At 57.3% G+C, this 18,408-nt stretch carries 18 protein-coding genes and 1 tRNA gene; 7 read left to right on the forward strand and 12 right to left on the reverse strand.

Going from position 1 to position 18,408, the window contains the following annotated elements:
- Window positions 1-3: 3 nt before the first annotated feature.
- Window positions 4-1,278, reverse strand: coding sequence for a replication-associated recombination protein A (locus tag C7J97_RS02500; RefSeq protein WP_015538564.1), 1,275 nt, complete (start codon window positions 1,276-1,278; stop codon window positions 4-6).
- Window positions 1,279-1,450: 172 nt separating this feature from the next.
- Here C7J97_RS02500 and C7J97_RS02505 point away from each other — a divergent pair, with 172 nt between their 5' ends.
- Window positions 1,451-2,140, forward strand: a complete 690-nt coding sequence (locus C7J97_RS02505; protein ID WP_015538565.1) for an endonuclease III domain-containing protein — start codon at window positions 1,451-1,453, stop codon at window positions 2,138-2,140.
- A gap of 20 nt (window positions 2,141-2,160) precedes the next feature.
- Window positions 2,161-2,487, forward strand: coding sequence for a GlsB/YeaQ/YmgE family stress response membrane protein (locus C7J97_RS02510; protein WP_015538566.1), 327 nt, complete (start codon window positions 2,161-2,163; stop codon window positions 2,485-2,487).
- A gap of 131 nt (window positions 2,488-2,618) precedes the next feature.
- Here C7J97_RS02510 and C7J97_RS02515 read toward each other — a convergent pair.
- A tRNA-Thr gene (locus C7J97_RS02515) sits at window positions 2,619-2,694 on the reverse strand.
- A 192-nt stretch (window positions 2,695-2,886) separates the two neighbouring features.
- On the opposite strand from C7J97_RS02515, the gene C7J97_RS02520 reads away from it, so the two are divergent.
- The 3 genes from C7J97_RS02520 to C7J97_RS02530 are packed head-to-tail and all read left to right on the forward strand — an operon-like array spanning window position 2,887 to window position 5,176.
- On the forward strand, window positions 2,887-3,255 hold the full coding sequence (locus C7J97_RS02520; RefSeq protein WP_113991948.1) for a hypothetical protein: 369 nt from the start codon (window positions 2,887-2,889) through the stop codon (window positions 3,253-3,255).
- Between the two features lie 16 nt (window positions 3,256-3,271).
- The gene (locus tag C7J97_RS02525) at window positions 3,272-4,186 is read left to right on the forward strand and encodes a DnaD domain-containing protein (RefSeq protein WP_097786329.1); all 915 of its coding nucleotides are present in this window, start codon (window positions 3,272-3,274) and stop codon (window positions 4,184-4,186) included.
- 9 nt (window positions 4,187-4,195) lie between these two features.
- Window positions 4,196-5,176, forward strand: a complete 981-nt coding sequence (locus tag C7J97_RS02530; protein WP_113991949.1) for an ATP-binding protein — start codon at window positions 4,196-4,198, stop codon at window positions 5,174-5,176.
- Between the two features lie 155 nt (window positions 5,177-5,331).
- Here the strand turns inward: C7J97_RS02530 and C7J97_RS02535 are convergent, their stop codons facing one another.
- The 3 genes from C7J97_RS02535 to C7J97_RS02545 form a co-directional block, all read right to left on the reverse strand.
- Window positions 5,332-6,120, reverse strand: coding sequence for an MBL fold metallo-hydrolase (locus tag C7J97_RS02535; RefSeq protein WP_113991950.1), 789 nt, complete (start codon window positions 6,118-6,120; stop codon window positions 5,332-5,334).
- A 77-nt stretch (window positions 6,121-6,197) separates the two neighbouring features.
- Window positions 6,198-7,484 carry a UDP-N-acetylglucosamine 1-carboxyvinyltransferase gene (locus C7J97_RS02540; RefSeq protein ID WP_097783974.1) on the reverse strand — a complete coding sequence of 429 codons (1,287 nt, stop codon included), beginning with the start codon at window positions 7,482-7,484 and terminating at the stop codon, window positions 6,198-6,200.
- A gap of 281 nt (window positions 7,485-7,765) precedes the next feature.
- Window positions 7,766-9,784 carry a fructose-1,6-bisphosphatase gene (locus C7J97_RS02545; RefSeq protein WP_113991951.1) on the reverse strand — a complete coding sequence of 673 codons (2,019 nt, stop codon included), beginning with the start codon at window positions 9,782-9,784 and terminating at the stop codon, window positions 7,766-7,768.
- Window positions 9,785-9,917: 133 nt separating this feature from the next.
- Between C7J97_RS02545 and C7J97_RS02550 the strand changes: the two genes are divergently transcribed.
- Together C7J97_RS02550 and C7J97_RS02555 are read left to right on the forward strand one after the other, a co-directional pair.
- The gene (locus C7J97_RS02550; protein WP_112120708.1) at window positions 9,918-10,832 is read left to right on the forward strand and encodes a radical SAM protein; all 915 of its coding nucleotides are present in this window, start codon (window positions 9,918-9,920) and stop codon (window positions 10,830-10,832) included.
- Window positions 10,833-10,995: 163 nt separating this feature from the next.
- The gene (locus C7J97_RS02555; RefSeq protein WP_015538573.1) at window positions 10,996-12,084 is read left to right on the forward strand and encodes a sugar kinase; all 1,089 of its coding nucleotides are present in this window, start codon (window positions 10,996-10,998) and stop codon (window positions 12,082-12,084) included.
- Window positions 12,085-12,203: 119 nt separating this feature from the next.
- Here the strand turns inward: C7J97_RS02555 and C7J97_RS02560 are convergent, their stop codons facing one another.
- The 7 genes from C7J97_RS02560 to C7J97_RS02590 all read right to left on the reverse strand — a co-directional run bounded on the left by C7J97_RS02560 (window position 12,204) and on the right by C7J97_RS02590 (window position 18,166).
- Complete coding sequence (locus C7J97_RS02560; RefSeq protein WP_005925547.1) at window positions 12,204-13,001, reverse strand: ABC transporter ATP-binding protein; 798 nt, start codon at window positions 12,999-13,001, stop codon at window positions 12,204-12,206.
- Window positions 12,994-13,935: an ABC transporter permease gene (locus tag C7J97_RS02565; RefSeq protein ID WP_097780424.1), complete on the reverse strand. Its 942-nt coding sequence runs from the start codon at window positions 13,933-13,935 to the stop codon at window positions 12,994-12,996. The genes C7J97_RS02560 and C7J97_RS02565 overlap by 8 nt, the downstream gene beginning before the upstream one ends.
- 116 nt (window positions 13,936-14,051) lie before the next feature.
- Window positions 14,052-15,080: an ABC transporter substrate-binding protein gene (locus C7J97_RS02570; RefSeq protein WP_112120705.1), complete on the reverse strand. Its 1,029-nt coding sequence runs from the start codon at window positions 15,078-15,080 to the stop codon at window positions 14,052-14,054.
- 186 nt (window positions 15,081-15,266) lie between these two features.
- The gene (locus tag C7J97_RS02575) at window positions 15,267-15,992 is read right to left on the reverse strand and encodes a YkgJ family cysteine cluster protein (RefSeq protein ID WP_113991952.1); all 726 of its coding nucleotides are present in this window, start codon (window positions 15,990-15,992) and stop codon (window positions 15,267-15,269) included.
- An 84-nt stretch (window positions 15,993-16,076) separates the two neighbouring features.
- Window positions 16,077-16,949, reverse strand: a complete 873-nt coding sequence (locus tag C7J97_RS02580; protein WP_113991953.1) for a D-alanyl-D-alanine carboxypeptidase family protein — start codon at window positions 16,947-16,949, stop codon at window positions 16,077-16,079.
- A gap of 223 nt (window positions 16,950-17,172) precedes the next feature.
- Window positions 17,173-17,841 (reverse strand): hypothetical protein, encoded by a 669-nt coding sequence (locus C7J97_RS02585; protein ID WP_113991954.1) that lies wholly within the window; start codon window positions 17,839-17,841, stop codon window positions 17,173-17,175.
- The gene (locus C7J97_RS02590) at window positions 17,834-18,166 is read right to left on the reverse strand and encodes a PadR family transcriptional regulator (RefSeq protein WP_113991955.1); all 333 of its coding nucleotides are present in this window, start codon (window positions 18,164-18,166) and stop codon (window positions 17,834-17,836) included. Before C7J97_RS02590 ends, C7J97_RS02585 begins: the two co-directional genes overlap by 8 nt.
- Between the last annotated feature and the right edge of the window lie 242 nt (window positions 18,167-18,408).

Below are 18,408 nucleotides of genomic sequence, written 5' to 3' on the forward strand. Positions count from 1 at the left end.
GGTTCAGACGTTTTCTTCCCCTTTGATCTTGGCCCAGTACGCCCGGGCGGCCTGTTCGGTCTTGTTGTCGCCAAAGGTGTAGTACTTGGTATCCTTCAGTACATCCGGCAGATACTGCTGCTGTACCCAGTGGTTCGCGTAGCTGTGGGCGTATTTGTAGTTCTGCCCCTTTACCAGCGCATCCTCGCCGTCAAAGTGCTTGTTTTGCAGCTGGCGCGGGATGGGTCCGGTGCGCCCGGCCTGCACATCCGCAATGGCTGCGTTGATGGCATCGTGGGCGCTGTTGGATTTGGGGCTGGTGGCCACCAGAATGACTGCATCCGCAAGCGGCAGACGCGCCTCCGGCAGACCCACCATGTTGGCGGCATCCACCGCCGCCTTGACGATTGGGATGATCTGCGGATAGGCAAGCCCCACATCCTCGCAGGCGCACACCATCAGGCGGCGGCAGGCAGAGGGCAGGTCTCCCGCCTCCAGCAGGCGTGCCAGATAGTGCAGCGCCGCGTCCGGGTCGGACCCGCGCATGGACTTCTGGTAGGCGGACACGATGTCGTAGTGGTCGTCGCCCTCCCGATCATAGCGCATGGCGGTGCGGCGGGTGACCTGCCGGATCATATCTAAGGTAATGCGTTTTTCTCCGTTTTCCACCGGCGCTGCCGTGACCGCAAAGTCCAGACAGCCCAGTGCCTTGCGCAGATCGCCCCCGGCGCTCTCAGCCAGATAGGCACAGGCATCCTCGTCCATGCATACCGGCACCTGCTCGCCCTCGGAAAGGCGCTGCACGGCGTTGCGTACCCCGCGCTCCACGTCCGCTGCGGCAAGGGGCTTGAACTCAAACACCGTGCAGCGGGAAAGCAGCGCGTTATAGATGTAGAAATAGGGGTTCTCGGTGGTGGAGGCGATCAGGGTGACGCTGCCGTCCTCGATGCATTCCAAAAGGCTCTGCTGCTGTTTTTTGTTCAGGTACTGGATCTCGTCCAGATACAGCAGAATGCCGCCCGCCGCTGCCAGCGTGCCGATATCCTTGAGCACTGCCTTGATATCCCCGGTGCCGCAGGAGGTGCCGTTGAGCTTGTGCAGGGTCATGCCGCTGTTCTCGGCAATGATGCGTGCCACCGTAGTCTTTCCGGTGCCGGAGGGGCCGTAAAAGATCATGTTGGGAATGCGCCCGCTTTCAATGGTACGGCGGAACACCCGCCCCGGAGCCAGCAGATGCTGCTGCCCGCACACATCCGCCAGCGTTTTGGGACGTAGGCGCTGCGCAAGTGGTTCATTCATGGTGGGTTCCCCTTTCCTGCCCGCAAGGCACTTTTTATATAGTATAGCGCATTTAGAAAAGGAGGACAAGGGCTTTTCTGAAAATCATTCTCAGATAATGCCCTGCAAACATTTACAAATCCTGTCAAACATGGTATGATTCAGGTATTCCCTTTCAAAGGAGGTTTGTCCCATGCCGGTACGAAAAAAAGCCCCGGAGGATCTTACCGCAAAAAAAGCGCTGGCGCTGGAGGTCATCCGGCGTCTCAAGGCCGAATACCCGGATGCTGGTTGCACCTTGGACTACGACCACGCATGGCAGCTGCTGGTCAGCGTGCGGCTGGCCGCCCAGTGCACGGATGCCCGGGTGAACATTGTGGTGGAGGAGTTGTTTGCAAAATACCCCAGCGTGGCGGCGTTGGCTGCCGCCGAGCCGGAGGACATTGAAGCCATCGTCAAGCCCTGCGGGCTGGGACACTCCAAGGCGCGGGATATCTCGGCCTGTATGCGGATGCTGCGGGACAAGTACGACTGCCGTGTGCCCAATACCTTTGAGGAGTTGCTCGCTTTGCCCGGCGTAGGGCGCAAGAGCGCAAACCTCATCATGGGGGATGTGTTCGGCAAGCCCGCCATCGTTACCGACACCCACTGCATCCGGCTGTGCAATAAGATTGGCCTTGTGGACGGCATTAAGGAGCCGCAAAAGGTGGAGATGGCGCTATGGAAGATCATCCCGCCGGAGGAAGGCAGCGACCTTTGCCACCGCTTTGTGATGCATGGCCGTGCGGTGTGCAACGCCCGCAAGCCGGAATGCGAAAAATGCTGTTTGAAAGACATCTGCCGCACCGCCCGCGAAGCCGCCGGGCAGCAGGCAGAGCCATAATTTTTAAGGAGGTATAAACTATGATCACTTTAACGATTTTGCTCATCATTGCCCTGCTATGTGTGCTGGTGGGCTGCCTGACCGGCCTGCTGACGCTGGTGGGCGTGCTGGCCTCCCTTTTTGTGGGCGTGCTGGTGGGCGCATTGGCCGGATATCTGGCCGGGCGCTTTATGGGCACGGAAACTTCCCTTGGCCGCAACATTCTGATGGGCGTGCTGGGCAGCTTTGTGGGCGAGTTTTTGTTCGGCCTGCTGGGCATCCACGCCTCCGGCAGCTTTTCTTCCTTTGCCATTTCGGTGATCGGTGCCTGCATCTGCATCTGGATCGGTCAGAAGATCTCTAAGTAAGTTTTTTGTAACAGTATGCCGCCGCATTCTGCTGCCGGAGTTTCCGGGCAGGGTGCGGCGGCTTTGCTTTTCCGCACAAAGCAAAACCCCCGAAAACCGGCTTCACAAGCCAACTTTCGGGGGTTTTTCTTTGGAGCTACTGACCTGATTCGAACAGGCGACCTGCTCATTACGAGTGAGCTGCTCTACCAGCTGAGCCACAGTAGCACATTGCACACCTGCTGCAACAGGCAATATTTTACCATATTTCTACGGTGCTGTCAAGGCCGGATTTCCTGTAAGCGGGGCAGCTTTTGCAGAGTGTTTCACAAAAAGTTATTGCATTTTAGCCCGGCGGCTTTATAATAGAATTGATTGCGCAAAAGGCTGCGCCTTTTGCCGGAAAGGACGAGCTGCACCATGATCTTTGTTCCCCTGCTGCACTACTTTTTGTGCAAGAATGATTACAGCGGCAACGAGGCCGGGCTGCGCTACCGGCTTACCCCGGGCAAGCGCACCGTGCCGGACCCGGACGGCGGCGCGGATGCCACCAAGGAGGAAAAGATCCTCACAGTGGACTACTGGCCCGCGCCCTGGACGATCGACAAGACCGACCCCGCCCTGCGCCGCCGGGAGGTATTCCCGCTTACAGACGAAGGGCGTGCCGCCGCTGCGCAGTATCTGAAAGACGCCTACGAGGCCGAGTCGGAGCGCTGGAACAACTGCCCGGACATGATGGACTGCGACCCCTGGGAGCCGCCTGCCGAGCCGGATACTGCCAACGAATAAACTGAACGAGGAAACCATGATCTACCGTTTGAAGGAACTGAAGGGCGATACCATCGCCGTGCCGCAGCTGGTGTTCTCCAAGCTGGGCATTGCCGAAGAATACAATGTGCGGGTGGCGCTGTATGTGCTGGCCACCGGCGTGACCGACCCGGACAAGCTCTGCGCCGACCTCAAGCTGCGCAGCCGCATCAGCGCCGAGAGTGCGCTGGCTTTCTGGGCGGGTGCAGGGCTTTTGGAACGCTACGAAGAAAACGCCGCACCGGGCGCAGAGCCCAGCGCCCCTGCCCCTATGCGCTGGGCGGAGATCGCCGCCGCCAGCCGCACCGACCCCATGATCTCCAGCCTGATCGACTGCGGACAGACCAGCTTTGCCCGTCCGCTGACCCATGCCGAGATGGAAAAGCTGGTGAACCTGTATGTGCAGGAGGGCTTTGCGCCTGAGACTGTGATGCTCTGCGTAGCCTATGTGGCCAGCCGGGGCAAGCGCACCATGGCCGCTGTGACCCATGAGCTGAAGGTCTGGCGCGCTGAGGGCGTGGAGACCGGTGAGCAGGCCGATGCCCACTTAAAGCTGCTGGCGCTGCGCCAGAGCCGCGAGGAATACGTCAGCAGCCTGCTGCAGATCACCCCCGAGGAGCTGACACTGGGCGGGCGCAAAGCCATTGCGCGCTGGTACGAGGTGTACGGCTACGACGACGCCATGGTGCAGGAAGCCGCCGTACAGGCAGGCCCCAAGCGGGATCTGTGGTACTGGAACAGCATCCTGAAAACATGGAACGCCAAGGGTCTGCGCAGCATCCATGATGTGCGCGGCCCGGTGGCTGCAGCCGGAGCAAGCCGAAATATCCGGGTGGACCGCGCTGCACCCAGCGGAAACGATATCCTGAAAAACGCCACCCGCCGCCGTTCTCTTATCAAGAAACCGGAGTAAGGAGCCTTTATGCGTACCAAAAACGAATTGTATCAGCAGGCACTGCGCACCGTAGCCATGCGGCGTCAGACCGCCCGCGCCTTAGCGCAGGATGCACAGGCCGAGGCCGAAGCTGCCATTCCCGGGCTGCGCCACGCCGAGGAGGAAGTGCGTGTGCGGGGCATCCGCTGCGCCATTGCCGGAGCCTCCGGCAAGGACCGCACCGAGACTGCTGCCGCCCTTGCGGCGGCAAAGCAGAAGCTGACTGCCCTGTTGGCCGCAAGCGGACGCCCTGCGGATGCGCTGGAGCCGAAGTTCATCTGCAAGCGATGCGAGGACACCGGCGCGGTGAACGGCCGCACCTGCGACTGTGTGCGCCGGGTGATGCAACAGCTGCGCCGGAAGGAGATTGAGGAGCTGTCCAGCCTGTCCATCTCCAGCTTTGACACCATGCAGCTGGACTACTACCCCAACACGGTGGACAAAGCGCTGGGCGAGAGCGTGCGCAGCTATATGGCCGAGGTTCTGGCCGACCTGCGGGATTACGCGGCAGACTTTTCCCCCACCACCCGCGAAAGCCTGCTGCTGGTGGGCAATGCAGGGCTGGGCAAGACTCATGCCGCCCTTGCCATTGCCGGTGAGGTGCTGCGGCAGAACTATGATGTGATCTATGTCTCCTGCCCGGACTTTTTCGGCAAGCTGGAAGCGCTACATTTCGGCACCGACCCCGGCGGCGAGGAGGAGACCTTGTTCCAGACTGCCTGCAACGCTGACCTGCTGATTTTGGACGATCTGGGCACCGAGTTCAATTCCAGCTTTTTCCTGACGAATCTGTACAGCTTGCTGAATAACCGCTTGGGCGCAAAGCTGCCTACCATTGTCACCACCAATATCACGGACGGCGCACTGCTGGAAAAGTTGTATACAGAGAAGATCTCCAGCCGCCTTGCGGCCTTTGTGCAGATCCAGTTTTTAGGCAGTGATATCCGGGTACAGAAAGCCGCCGAATAAGTCGTTTCATTTCTGCCGGAGCCGTCCATCTTTCGAGAGAAACAATTGCAAAACAAATGCGCAGCACCGCGTAAATAAAAAGCCATCTGCCGCAGCATGACCAGGGGCGAAACCCTTGGAATCAGCTGTTGCAGATGGCTTTATTTTGCGGCAAATCAGAACTCTAATGCAGGGCTCACCTCGTTGCGGCGCTGTGCCTGCACGATGCAGTCTTTTTCCGGCACGACACCGGCTGCACCCAAGGTGGTGAACACGGTCTGCAAGGCAAGGTTGGGCGTGTTATTCTCCTGCGAGAGATGGCACAGGGCGAACTTTTTACAGCCGCTCTGGATGAGCTCCAGAAGCTTTGCGGAGCACTCGTCGTTGGAAAGGTGTCCCCGCACGCTCTCGATGCGGGCGCGCAGATAGTAGGGGTAGGGCCCGCTGCGCAGCATGTGCAGGTCGTAGTTGCTTTCCAGCGCCACAAGGTCGCAGCCGGAAAGCGCCTCGTGCACCGGCGGGGTCAGGGTGCCAAGGTCGGTGGCGATGGTCATGGTCTTATCGTCCGGGGTGTGGATGCGGTAGCCTACGCAGGGTACATCGTGGCTGGTGGGGAAGGACTGTACCCCGAAGCAGCCGATGTCCTCTTCCCTGCCCTCCAGCGTGTTCAGCTCACAGTTGGCGGGCACGATATCGTTGGCGTCCAGAAAATCCAGCGTAGCCGCTGCGCCGTACACCGGCATCGGGTTCTTTTTCAGGAAAGTGGAAAGCCCCTTGACGTGGTCGCTGTGCTCGTGGGTGACAAGGATGCCCGCACAATCGCTGACGGCTAGTCCCAGTGATTTGAGCGCTGCCGTGGTGGTGCGTACACCCTTGCCCATATCCACGATGAGGTACTGCGCACCGCAGCGCACCACGCTGCTGTTGCCGGAGGAGCCGGAATACAATGAAATGAACTCTGCCATGAAAACCTCTTATGTTACCACCTGAAAACAGCCCGCCGCACAGAACTTACGGCAGGCTGTTTGTTTTGTTGTTTGTGTTACAGGGCCTGTTCCAGCGCAGCAGGCATCCGCTCCACCTTGCTGATATCAGCGCCCAGACCGCGCAGCTTTTCCACGATATTCTCGTAGCCGCGCTCGATATGACCGATCTCCTCGATCTCGCTGGTGCCATCGGCCATCAAAGCGGCCACCACCATGGCGGCACCGGCACGCAGGTCGGAAGCGCGCAGCGGTGCGGGGCTGAGCTTTTCTACGCCCTCAAACACGGCCACCTGACCGTCCACCTGTACGCTGGCACCCATCTTGCGCAGCTCGTCCACATAGCGGAAACGATTATCCCACACGCTCTCGGTGATGGTGCTGGTGCCCTTGGCCACGCTCAGCAGCACACCCATCAGGGGCTGCATATCGGTGGGGAAGCCGGGGTGCGGCATGGTGTTGATCTTCAGCGGCAGAATATCGCCGGTACGGGATACCCGCACAGCATCATCAAATTCTTCCACAGTGACCCCTGCACGGCGCAGCTTTGCCGTGATGGGCTCCAGGTGCTTGGGGGTAACATTCTTGATGAGCACATCGCCGCCGGTGGCAGCCGCAGCTACCATGTAGCTGCCGGCCTCGATCTGATCCGGGATGATGCTGTAAGTGCAGCCGTGCATCTTTTCCACACCGCGCACCTTGATAACATCCGTACCGGCACCGCGCACGTCTGCGCCACACATATTCAAAAAGTTTGCCAGATCCACCACATGGGGCTCCTTGGCGCAGTTTTCCAGAATGGTCTGCCCCTTGGCCATGACCGCAGAGAGCATACCGTTCATGGTAGCGCCCACGCTGACCTTATCAAAGAAGATATGGGCACCGGTCAGCTCCTGCTTGGTGCGCACGGTGATCATGCCGTAATCCACGCTGTCCTCTGCGCCCAGTGCACTGAACACCTTCAGGTGCTGGTCGATGGGGCGGGGGCCCAGATTGCAGCCGCCGGGCATGGCCACCTGTGCCTTGCCGAAGCGGGAGAGCAGTGCGCCAAGGAAGTAGTAGCTGGCGCGCATCTGGCGGGACAGATCGTCCGGCACATTGGTAGTGACCAGATGCCGCGTATCGATCTCGTAGGTGTTGCGGTTGAGCATCTTCACCTGTGCACCAAGGGTGCTCAGAATCTTGAGGCTGACCGACACATCGCTGATATCGGGCAGATTTTCGATCACGCAGACATCCGCTGCCAGAATGGTGGCAGGCAGAATACCCACAGCCGCATTTTTTGCGCCGGAAATAGTAACTTCTCCGTGCAGGGGCTTACCGCCGGTAATAACAAATTTCTCCACTTTTATGATCTCCTTGTCAAAGGCCTGTGCCACAGGCCTGTTAAGGCTACTGAAAGCATTCCATCTTGTTACTTGTACTGCCGGGGTGTACAGATTTACCAACACCGGGGCAGATTTATAACTATCCTATTATACACTACTTCCACAAAAAAGCAAAGCCCGATTTGTATCTGTTTCATTATTTTCTGTTTTGCCCAGATTACACGCGGATATTCCAATAATTTATTGAATTTTTCATCAATTTTGACGAATACCGACCCAAATTTCACCCTTTGGCGATATCACCAAACGTGATCCTCGCACCGCGCCTCCGGGATCCAGCCCAGCTGATAGGCCGTCACCAATTGCTTCAGGTCGTGCACGCGCTCCCGCAGCACCTCGCCCTCGTCCGTATCTTCCACGAGGATGCGATGATTTTCAGTCTCCAGAATGTTCTTCTGGGACAGGATATCCAAATTTTCCCGCACCGCCTTCTCTGCGCTTTCAAAAGGCTGATGGGTGCGCAGGGACATGGTGCGGCTGGAATACACCAGCGTATACCCGGCAATGCCGGTCTTTTCGTGGTAGGCGCGGCAGAACCCGCCGTCGATGACCACCAGCCGTCCCCCTCCCTTGATGGGACTTTCGCCGTTTTTCTCCTGCACCGGCACATGGCCGTTGACGATATGGCTCGTGCCCGGCAATCCGAACTCTGCCAGAATGCGGCGGCAGGCGGCTTCGTCGTTGTACCAGCTATAATAGGGGTCCTTGACCTCCGCATGGGTGGCGGGGTCTGCGATATACAGCCGCTCGAAGGTAGTCATGGCGCTGCGGCCAAACAACGGCGAAAGCTTGCCGCACCACAGATACCACAGAAAATCCTGTCCGCTCTGGCGGGCGGCGCTGCCTTCTGCCCCGTAGTAGCCACGGCGGGCGCGGGCGTCGCAGTAATCCATCAGGGCACGGCCGGAGTAGCGGCGTCCCTCAAAGTGCTCCACCGCAAAGCCGCCCTTCGTATTCATGGGCACAGCGCCGTGGTAGAGCAGGTTTCCGTTCTCAATGTGGTACACGCTGCCCTTGGCGTACAAAAATTCAATATGCTGCTGTAACCTTTCGCTCTGCCGGAAAGACTGTACCAGCTTGCGCAGCACCAGCTGCTCGTCCGGGTTCAGCTTTGCGGGGTCTGCCGGGTCTACTGTGGGGAAGGAGGTGTCCCGCAAAGGATAGCTTTTCTCCCCTACCTGCACGGTGTGGGCGTTCCAGTCGATGCGGCGCAGATAGTCCCGCCCCTGCATCTGGAAATCCGGGTTGCGGTCGATGACCTGACACTCCAGCTTGAACATAAGGATGGAGATGGCCTTGTGCATCACGGCGCAGCGGTGGAGCATTCCTTCCGTATAGGGGCCGCGGGCGGCGTCCGTGTGGGGCATCCAGATGGAAAGGTCGTCCTCGCCGTAGAACTGCTCCGCCATGCGCTGCAAGTGCCGCAGGTTGATGCCGTAGCAGTCCTCCAGCATCCCGTGGTTGTGGTAGGCAAGTGTAGTTTTAAGTACCGTACAGATGCAGATGGGACTGCCGGCGGCAGCGCCCATCCATACCACGTCATGGTTGCCCCACTGGATATCTACATTGTGATGACGCATCAACAGATCCAGAATAATGTCCGGGCGGGGGCCGCGGTCAAACAGGTCGCCCACGATATGCAGTTTATCCACCGCCAGATGCTTGATGAGCTCGCACAGCCGCACGATAAAGCGGTCGGCGCGGCCATTTTCGATGATGCTGCCCACGATCTGGCCGTAGTACAGATCTTTATCGTGATCCTCAAAGTGGGCATGGAGCAGCTCGTCCAGAATATAGCCGCAGCTGGAGGGCAGACAGCCGCGCACATGGTCGCGGGTGTGCTTGGAGGACACCAGACGGCAGATATCGATCAGCTGGAGAAGGGTTTGGGTATACCACTGCTCCAGTGCATCCTCGGTAGTGCAGCGTGCTTTAAGCTGAGGCAGCTTTTCGGTGGGATAATAGATCAGGGTGGCAAGCTCTGCACGGGCTGCCTCCGGCATGGTGTTGCCCAGCACGGCATCCACCTTTTCCCGGATGACACCGGAGGCAGAGTTCAGGATGTGCACAAAGGCCTCGTTCTCGCCGTGCAGGTCGCTCATGAAATGCTCGGTGCCCTTGGGCAGCTTGAGCAGCGCCTGTGTGCTGATGATCTCGCTGGCAGCTGCCGCCTGCGAAGGGTAATCTCTGGCCAGCAGGGTCAGGTACTTCAGATTATCGCGAATCTCATCGGTTTCGGTGCGCATGGTCTCCTCCATCATAACGTATTCCTTGCCCTGCAAAGATGTTGCGTTTTTTGTATTATCGTTTCTCTATATTTCAGTATAGCACGAATGGCACCAAAAGTGGTATACTGAATACGAAAATTTTAAGCAAAGGACTTTGGATATTATGCCGAAAACCATTTCCGTTCCCACTCGCTGCACCCTCTGCCCCCGCCGCTGTGGTGCTGACCGTGCCGCCGGGCGCACCGGCTTCTGCGGGGCGGGCGCTACGTTAAAAGCTGCCCGTGCTGCCCTGCACCACTGGGAGGAGCCCTGCATCAGCGGTACAAGGGGCAGCGGCACGGTGTTCTTTTCCGGCTGCACCCTGAAGTGCTGCTTCTGCCAGAACTACCCCATCAGCGCCGAGGGGCTGGGCAAAGAGATCACCGTGGAGCATTTGGCTGAGATCTTTTTGAATTTACAGGCGCAGGGCGCGCACAACATCAATCTGGTCACCCCCGGGCAGTGGCAGCCGTGGATCATTGCCGCGCTGGACATTGCCCGCGCCAAGGGGCTGCGGCTGCCCATCGTGTGCAATACCGGCGGCTACGAGACCGTGGAAAGCGTAGAGGCTTGGCGCGGGTACATCGACATCTGGCTGGCTGATCTAAAATATGTATCCTCTGCCCTGTCTGCAGAGCTTTCCGCCGCGCCGGACTATTTTGCCGAGGCAAAGCCCGCCATCGAGGCCATGATGGCGCAGGCCGGACATCCGGTGTTCGATGCAGACGGCATCCTGCAAAAGGGGGTCATTCTGCGGCATCTGGCGCTGCCGGGTCATGTGGAGGACAGCTTTGCCGTGCTGGACCAGATGGCTGCGTGGAACGATGCCGACCCCGGGTGCTTTCTGCCCAGCGTCATGAGCCAGTACACTCCCTTCTACAAGGCCGCAGAGCACGGCATCGGGCGGCGCATCACCACCTACGAATACCGCCGGGTGGTGAACTACGCCATGGACAAGGGGCTTGTGCAGGGCTATATGCAGCAGAAGAGCAGCGCCAAGGAGGAATACACCCCCAGCTTTGACCTGACCGGAGTGTAATTCTGCGGCAGAGCAGCCTTTTCGGCAACTTTACCAAATTTTCGGTCTTATTTTCTCTTGCTTGCGCGTGCAAACGCTTGCATTCTGTCCGGGAACGCACTATAATGGATACAACGATGTGTTAATAGTTGCGGGTTTCCGCAATGTCATCAGGAGGAGCTTTATGGAACATTTCAATCCGATCCTTGGCAGCGAGCCCAATGGCCAGAAGTTCATCACCTGTGGTGAGATCATGCTGCGCCTGACCCCGCCGAACTACGAAAAAATCCGCATGGCATCCGCTTTTGAGGCCAGTTACGGCGGCAGCGAGGCCAACATTGCGCTGGCGCTGGCAAACCTTGGCGTGGACAGCACCTTTTTCAGCGTAGTACCCAACAACAGTCTGGGCAAGAGCGCTGTGCGCTGGCTGCGCTCCAACGATGTGCACTGCACCCCCATGATCCTGACCGAGCCGGACGAGACCCCTTCTAACCGTCTGGGTACTTATTATCTGGAGACCGGCTACGGCATCCGCGCATCCAAGGTCATCTACGACCGCAAGCACAGTGCCATTACCGAGTACGATTTCTCTCAGGTGGATCTAGACGCTCTGCTGGAGGGCTACGACTGGCTGCACCTCAGCGGCATTACCCCGGCACTGGCACCCAACTGCCGCAGCCTGATCCTTGATATGCTGAAGGTTGCCAAGAAGAAGGGCCTGACCGTGAGCTTTGACGGCAACTTCCGCTCCACCCTGTGGACCTGGGAGGAAGCACGAGACTTCTGCACCGAGTGCCTGCCCTACGTGGATGTGCTGCTGGGCATTGAGCCCTACCACCTGTGGAAGGACGAAAACGACCACAGCAAGGGCGACTGGAAGGACGGTGTGCCCCTGCAGCCCAGCTACGAGCAGCAAGACGAGATTTTCCAGCGGTTTATCGAGCGCTACCCCAACCTGAAGTGCATCGCCCGCCATGTGCGCTACGCCCACAGCGGCAGCGAGAACAGCCTGAAGGCCTTTATGTGGTACGAGGGTCACACCTTCGAGAGCAAGCTGTACACCTTTAACATTCTGGACCGCGTGGGCGGCGGCGACGCCTTTGCCAGCGGCCTGATCTACGCCATGCTGCACAACTACAAAGCTATGGATATGATCAACTTTGCAGTGGCCAGCAGCGCCATCAAGCACACCATCCACGGCGATGCCAACATCACCGATGATGTGAGCACCATCCGCAACCTGATGAACATGAACTACGATATCAAGCGGTAACCCGCATACAGCAATAGGCTCCCTGCCATTTGGCGGGGAGCCTATTTTTTGTAATGCAATCAGGCTATTTAAGAAGGGCGTTCCAGCCATAAGCGGATGGAGCATCCTTCTGTTCTTGCTTAGTTGGACAGGATCATGCGGTCGTTGGCAAACTCGCCGCCGCTGGCGATCTGGAACTTGGCCAGCAGATCGGAGACGTGCAGCTTCTGCTTCTCCTCCCCTGCCACGTCGTAGATGATGTGACCCTCGTGCATCATAATGAGGCGGTTGCCGTATTTGATGGCATCCTTCATGTTGTGGGTGATCATCATGGTGGTCAGATGGTTCTCCTCCACGATGCGCGCCGAGAGGGTGAGCACCTTCAGAGCCGTTTTGGGGTCCAGTGCAGCGGTATGCTCATCCAGCAGCAGGAGCTTCGGCTTGTTCATGGTAGCCATCAGCAGGGTCAACGCCTGCCGCTGACCGCCGGAAAGCAGCCCCACGCGGGCAGTCAGTCGATCCTCAAGGCCCAGATCAAGGGTCTTAAGCAGTTCACGGTACTGCTCCCGCTCGGCCTTGGTGATGCCGATGCGCAGGGTGCGGCGCTTGCCGCGCCGAGCTGCCAGCGCCAGATTTTCCTCGATCTGCATGGTGGCGGCAGTGCCGGTCATGGGGTCTTGGAACACGCGGCCAATGTAAGCGGCGCGCTGATGCTCGCTCAGGCGGGTGACGTCCACGCCGTCAATGAGGATCTTGCCCTCGTCCACCGGCCACACACCGGCCACGGCATTCAGCATGGTGGATTTTCCTGCGCCGTTGCCGCCGATGACGGTAACGAAATCGCCCTCGTTCAGCTTCAGGTTCAGGCCGTTCAGGGCGGTCTTCTGGTTCACCGTGCCTGCATTGAAGGTTTTGGAAACATTTTGGATCTCAAGCATTTTTTGCGTCCTCCTTTGCCTTTTTGACCGGCTTCGAGAAGTATTTGCCCTTCCAGTACGGCACGGCAAGGAACACTGCCACCACGGAGGCACTGAGCAGCTTGAGCAGGTTTGCATCAAAGCCCAGTGTCAGCACCAGCTGAATGACGATATAATAGATGATCGCGCCGATGGAAACAGAGGCCAGCTTGAGGGCAAAGTTATGGAAGATGCGGCTAAACACGGCCTCGCCAATGATGACGGCAGCCAGACCGATGACGATAGCACCGCGTCCCATGCCCACATCTGCAAAGCCCTGATACTGGCTGAGCAGCGCACCGGACAAAGCCACCAGCGCATTGGAAACGGCCAGACCCAGCACGATGTTGAAGTTGGTGTTGATGCCCTGTGCGCGGGACATGGCAGGGTTAGAGCCGGTAGCGCGGATGCCGCAGCCCAGCTCCGTGCCGAAGAACCAGTACAACACCCCAATAACAACCGCCGTAGCAAGGATGACCATGATGATGGGGTTGTGCAGGGCAAATTCCTTGACCCAGCGCAGGGAGATGAGCAGGCCGTATTTATCCACGTTGATGGACTGGTTGGCCTTGCCCATGATCTTCAGGTTGATGGAATACAGCGCCAGCTGGGTCAGAATACCGGCCAGAATGGCGGGAATGCCCATAAAGGTGTGCAGCAGGCCGGTGACAAGGCCGGTAGCAAGGCCGGCCAGCACAGCCACCAGCAATGCTGCCCAGACATTCATGCCGGAAAGCAGGCACATGACGCACACCGCGCCGCCGGTGCCAAAGCTGCCGTCCACGGTCAGGTCGGCTACATCCAGAATACGGTAGGTCAGGTACACGCCAATGGCCATGATACCCCAGATAAGCCCCTGCGCACAGGCACCCGGTAAAGCGCCCGGCAGGTTTGCAAGTCTCGCAATGATCTCCAAAACAATTTCCTCCTAAACGTTACACTTTTTTATCTCCCGCTTTGATACGGGAAAGCGGAGAAGAGCAAGAATCAACTCTTCTCCGCTATTTTTATATTGTTCCGGTTTTGCTGTTATCAGGCTTCGATCTCTACATAGCCTTCCGGTACGGTCAGGCCAAGGTCATCGCAGATGGCCTTGTTGTACTTTTTGGTCACATCGGTGTACTCGATGGCCATGGTGGAGATGTCGCTCTCGCCGTTCAGGATCTTGACTGCCATCTCACCGGTGGTGTATCCCAAGTCGTAGTAGCTGATAGACAGGGTGGCCACGCCGCAGCCGGAGCAGATACCCTCCTCACCAGCGAACACAGGCTTTTTAGCCGGGCGGCAGATGCCGTCCACGATGCCGGTATTGGCGGCAACGGTGTTATCGGTGGGCACATACAGTGCATCGTTCTCGTCCGCAGCCTTCTGGCAGACGGAGGACAGGTCGTTGGAATCCGAGAAAGCGTACTGAGTAGCAGTCACGCCCTTGGCCTCCAGATACTTCTGCACTTCGTCTACCTGATACTGGCTGTTTGCCTCGGCCGAGCAGTACAGCAGGCCGACCTTCTTGACCTCGGGCATCCACTCCACGATCATGTCTGCCTGCTGATCCAGCGGTGCCAGATCGGAGGTGCCGGAGACGTTGCCTCCCACGGTGCCGGAGAAGTTATCCAGACCCAGTGCCACGCCGTACTCCGTAACGGAAGTGCCCAGAATGGGGATGGTGTTGGTAGCAGCCTGTGCAGCCTGCAAAGCAGGGGTAGCATTTGCCATGATCAGTGCCACGCCGGAGGAAACAAAGCCGTTAGCAATGGTGGCGCAGGTAGCGGAATCGCCCTGTGCATTCTGGAAGTCGAAGGTGACGTTCTCGCCAAAGGAAGCGGTCAGCGCATCCTCAAAGCCCTGCGTAGCGGCATCCAGTGCAGCGTGCTGCACCAGCTGGCAGATGCCAACGGTGAACTTTTCGCCGTTGGAAGCGGCAGCGACCGATGCAGAAGCAACCGTGGAGGACGCTGCCGCAGAAGATGCGGAGGAAGAACCGCCGCAGGCGGAAAGGGCAGCTGCTGCACCGCAGGCAACGGCAGCAGTCAGGAAGGAACGACGAGTGATTTTACGCATATTGATGATCTCCTCTATCTCCAGCCCTTGCAGCCAACAGGACGCCGCACTCCGGGCCGATATTGTAAGCGGATCAAACAAGGTTCGCTTTACACTCGTGAAGTATAGCACAGAATTGCTGGCAAAACAATCCACTTTTACCCGAAAACGGCCTTTATTATCGATTCAAGCAAATCTATTCATCAATTATTTCGAACCATTATTTCGTTTTTTCTGATACTCCGTCAGTTTGTGCAGTTCCGTGTCCAGCGTTCGCAGGTTTGCTTCCAGCTGCGGCAGATAGTCCTGCGCATAATCGTAGCCAAAATACAGTGCCTGCCAGAGCTTCGCCTGCATCCGGTGCACCAGCACCGGGCTGAGCACTGCCTCCAGCTGCTCCACTGTATCTTCCAGCGCCATGCAGGTCTGCGCCCAGCGCACGTCAATGGCTTCCCGGGCGGGCACATCGTAGCGGGCAAGGTAATCCTGCACCCTTGCTTCGATCACCTGCCCGCCGCAGCCGGTGGGCTGCAAAAAGTAGTGTACCTCCCCTGCCCGGCTGATCTCCTGCGCCAGCGGATACAGTGCGCAAACCAGTGGCTCAGCCTCATGGATGGCGCAGTGGTTTTCGGTCAGAAAGGGGCAGTTGTTGCGGTTTTCCTTCACCGGGGCAAGCCGCAGCACCGGTAAATGGCTCACCCTGCCAATGCTGCTGCGGCAATAACCCCGGGCTACGATCTGCGGCGGCAGACGCAGCCGGGCAGCAATACGCCACAAGTCATACCCGGACAGCACGATATCCTCCCGCCCGCGGCAGCAGTTGCCGCAGCCCGCACAGGCAAAGCGGAACTGCGTATCCCGCTCCAGCAGCGGCATGGCATCGGTACGGGTAAAATCCACCTGTCCGCACAGATCAATGGCTTCGTCTCGCATAGTCAAACATCCTTTTCCATGATAGAATGTCCCTATTGTACCGCCGGAGCACCCGGTTTGCAAGGCGAGCCCTGTGTAGCGCGGTTATTTTTTATCCGCTAGTTTCCGGTACACATGCACTGCATCGCGGATATTGTACTGCTCCGTCCCGTGGTCTCCGGGCGCGGCAAGCGTAACAAGGATGTACTCTTTTCCGTTCACGATGGCAAGGCTGGCCAGACACAGCCCTGCGGCGGCGGTATACCCTGTTTTGCCGCCTTCGATCTGTGCCCCCTCGGGAAGCTCTGTTCCGTCCAGCTTGCCCAGCAGTGTGCTGGTCAGCGAAACGCCTTCCGGGTGCTGTGCAGTCGCCGTAGTGGTGTAGTGCTTGGTTGTAAAAATTGTGCGAAAGGTCGTATTGTGCAGCGCTGCCTGCAAGAGCTTTGCCATATCTGCCGCGCTGGAATAGTGCTCGGTATCGGTCAGACCGGTTGCATTTGTAAAATGGGTATTCTTCATACCAAGCTCTGCAGCCTTTTGGTTCATCAGTTCGGCAAAGTTATCCTCACTGCCGCTTACCAGCTGCGCCAGCGCCTCACAGCATTCTGCGCCGGAGGGCAGCATCGCACCATAGAGCAGGTCACGCACCGTGACAGTCTCATCGGGTACAAAGCCCGCCATAGATGCTTTTTCGGTCTGTAAGGCTGGAAAAATATCCTCCGGTAGTGTTACCTGTTTATCCAGATCGGGCTCAGTCTCAATGGCCAGCAGTACAGTCATCATTTTTGTCAGGGAAGCCGGTGCAGTACGCTCATCAGCACGTTTCTGCGCCAGTACCCGCCCGCTTTGGGCGTCCAGTAAGATTGCGTGTCGGCTGGCAGTATCCAGCAGGACATTCTGCCTCAAAAATAGTACCAGCAGCACAAGCAGCGCTGCCAGAATACATAGCCGCCGACAGCGGCGGTGGAATCGTTTCATGATCAATCGCATCCTTTTTGCAAAATTGTAAAGCGCTTTCACCTTGTAACACGAGGCAAAAGCGCTTTTCCCTGCAAATTTGCGGCTATGTATTTTTATGTTCATGCAACAAAAAAGCCCCGAGACTTTCATCTCAGAGCTTTCAGTTAAGTCGGCAACTACCCAATAAGGTATGCGGCTCCGTCGCACTGTTGTGCACAGTGCAGCGAAGTCGCTTTTTGCTTTATATGCGAGCACTCAGACGCGAATCTTTTCCATATCTCCAGAAATGTACCGCATACAGCCCCGCACCCAGAAGCAGGCAAAAGACCGAATAGCTAAGAATCGGAAGCCGCAGCAGTACAATCTTACCCGCGATCTGGGTAAAGAACCAGCCCGTTCCATATAAAATCACGATATAAAGCACCAGCCATGCAGCATATTTCAGCCAATGCTCTCGCGGCGGAAAGCCTATCTGCTCCATCATCCGGCGGAAAAGTACGCAAAACGCCGCCACTGCAACAACAAGCTGCATCAGATACCCTACGGATAGTTCAAAAACCCAATTTCCAATTACCGGATAGAGCAGCAAGCCTTCCACGCCCCACCCAAAAAAGAAATACAGAGGTGCAACATACCAGAAGTAATCCCCGGCTCTCAGTGTTTTCAAGCTGGGCTTGACCTCTTCCACAAAGGTCTTTGCGTCCGAAATCGAATAAAACAGTTCCTGATTTTCTTTGTTGGCTTGGATTGCAATATCAAGCAAATCGCTGCGCACCAGTTCGATGCCACAGAAGTCCCAGCTGACCCGGCGAAGATAACGAATCACTTCTTTAAGCTGCTCCTGACTTTTTTCAGTCAGCAACTCGGTACGCATCCGGTTTGTTTTTCGCAATGCAAAATACTTATTCATCTGGCTCCTCCTTAAAAATTTTTTCCACCAACTGGCAGAGCTGGCTCCAATCCTGCCGAAACTCAAGAAGCGCCTGCCGCCCTTCTTCCGTTACAATGTAGTATTTTCGGCTCGGTCCCTTGGGAGAAGGTCTGCGCTCCACCGTGACCTTTCCCTGTTGCTCCAAGCGCAATAGCAGCGGATAGAGCGTGCTCTCGCTCAAGTCAGAAAATCCGACCTGTTTCAGATGCATCACGATCTCATAGCCATAGGTCGGCTCTTGCGCAATCAATTTCAGAACACAATATTCCAGAACGCCTTTTAAAAGCTGCGCATTGTTTTCCATATAACCTCCTTCCTGCTAGTATGTAATGCGTAGTAGCTTATCTACATTGTATTACGTAGTAGTGTTCTTGTCAAGTCCTGACATATTAGCATTACGACCAAAAATCACGCTATATTTTTATGCAACAAAAAAGCCCTGAGACTTTCATCTCAGAGCTTTCTGTTCAAGTCGGCGACTACCTATTTTCACAAGCCGTTTCCAGCTAACTATCTTCGGCACAAGTAAGCTTAACTTCTGTGTTC

This window comes from Faecalibacterium prausnitzii (assembly GCF_003324185.1).
GTDB classification, from domain to species: Bacteria; Bacillota; Clostridia; order Oscillospirales; family Ruminococcaceae; genus Faecalibacterium; species Faecalibacterium prausnitzii.

Excerpts from the sequence above, each read along its gene's own strand:
- C7J97_RS02500 (WP_015538564.1), bottom strand. The coding sequence starts at position 1,278 with ATGAATGAACCACTTGCGCAGCGCCTACGTCCCAAAACGCTGGCGGAT.
- C7J97_RS02505 (WP_015538565.1), top strand. The coding sequence starts at position 1,451 with ATGCCGGTACGAAAAAAAGCCCCGGAGGATCTTACCGCAAAAAAAGCG.
- C7J97_RS02510 (WP_015538566.1), top strand. The coding sequence starts at position 2,161 with ATGATCACTTTAACGATTTTGCTCATCATTGCCCTGCTATGTGTGCTG.
- C7J97_RS02520 (WP_113991948.1), top strand. The coding sequence starts at position 2,887 with ATGATCTTTGTTCCCCTGCTGCACTACTTTTTGTGCAAGAATGATTAC.
- C7J97_RS02525 (WP_097786329.1), top strand. The coding sequence starts at position 3,272 with ATGATCTACCGTTTGAAGGAACTGAAGGGCGATACCATCGCCGTGCCG.
- C7J97_RS02530 (WP_113991949.1), top strand. The coding sequence starts at position 4,196 with ATGCGTACCAAAAACGAATTGTATCAGCAGGCACTGCGCACCGTAGCC.
- C7J97_RS02535 (WP_113991950.1), bottom strand. The coding sequence starts at position 6,120 with ATGGCAGAGTTCATTTCATTGTATTCCGGCTCCTCCGGCAACAGCAGC.
- C7J97_RS02545 (WP_113991951.1), bottom strand. The coding sequence starts at position 9,784 with ATGGAGGAGACCATGCGCACCGAAACCGATGAGATTCGCGATAATCTG.
- C7J97_RS02550 (WP_112120708.1), top strand. The coding sequence starts at position 9,918 with ATGCCGAAAACCATTTCCGTTCCCACTCGCTGCACCCTCTGCCCCCGC.
- C7J97_RS02555 (WP_015538573.1), top strand. The coding sequence starts at position 10,996 with ATGGAACATTTCAATCCGATCCTTGGCAGCGAGCCCAATGGCCAGAAG.
- C7J97_RS02560 (WP_005925547.1), bottom strand. The coding sequence starts at position 13,001 with ATGCTTGAGATCCAAAATGTTTCCAAAACCTTCAATGCAGGCACGGTG.
- C7J97_RS02570 (WP_112120705.1), bottom strand. The coding sequence starts at position 15,080 with ATGCGTAAAATCACTCGTCGTTCCTTCCTGACTGCTGCCGTTGCCTGC.
- C7J97_RS02575 (WP_113991952.1), bottom strand. The coding sequence starts at position 15,992 with ATGCGAGACGAAGCCATTGATCTGTGCGGACAGGTGGATTTTACCCGT.
- C7J97_RS02580 (WP_113991953.1), bottom strand. The coding sequence starts at position 16,949 with ATGAAACGATTCCACCGCCGCTGTCGGCGGCTATGTATTCTGGCAGCG.
- C7J97_RS02585 (WP_113991954.1), bottom strand. The coding sequence starts at position 17,841 with ATGAATAAGTATTTTGCATTGCGAAAAACAAACCGGATGCGTACCGAG.
- C7J97_RS02590 (WP_113991955.1), bottom strand. The coding sequence starts at position 18,166 with ATGGAAAACAATGCGCAGCTTTTAAAAGGCGTTCTGGAATATTGTGTT.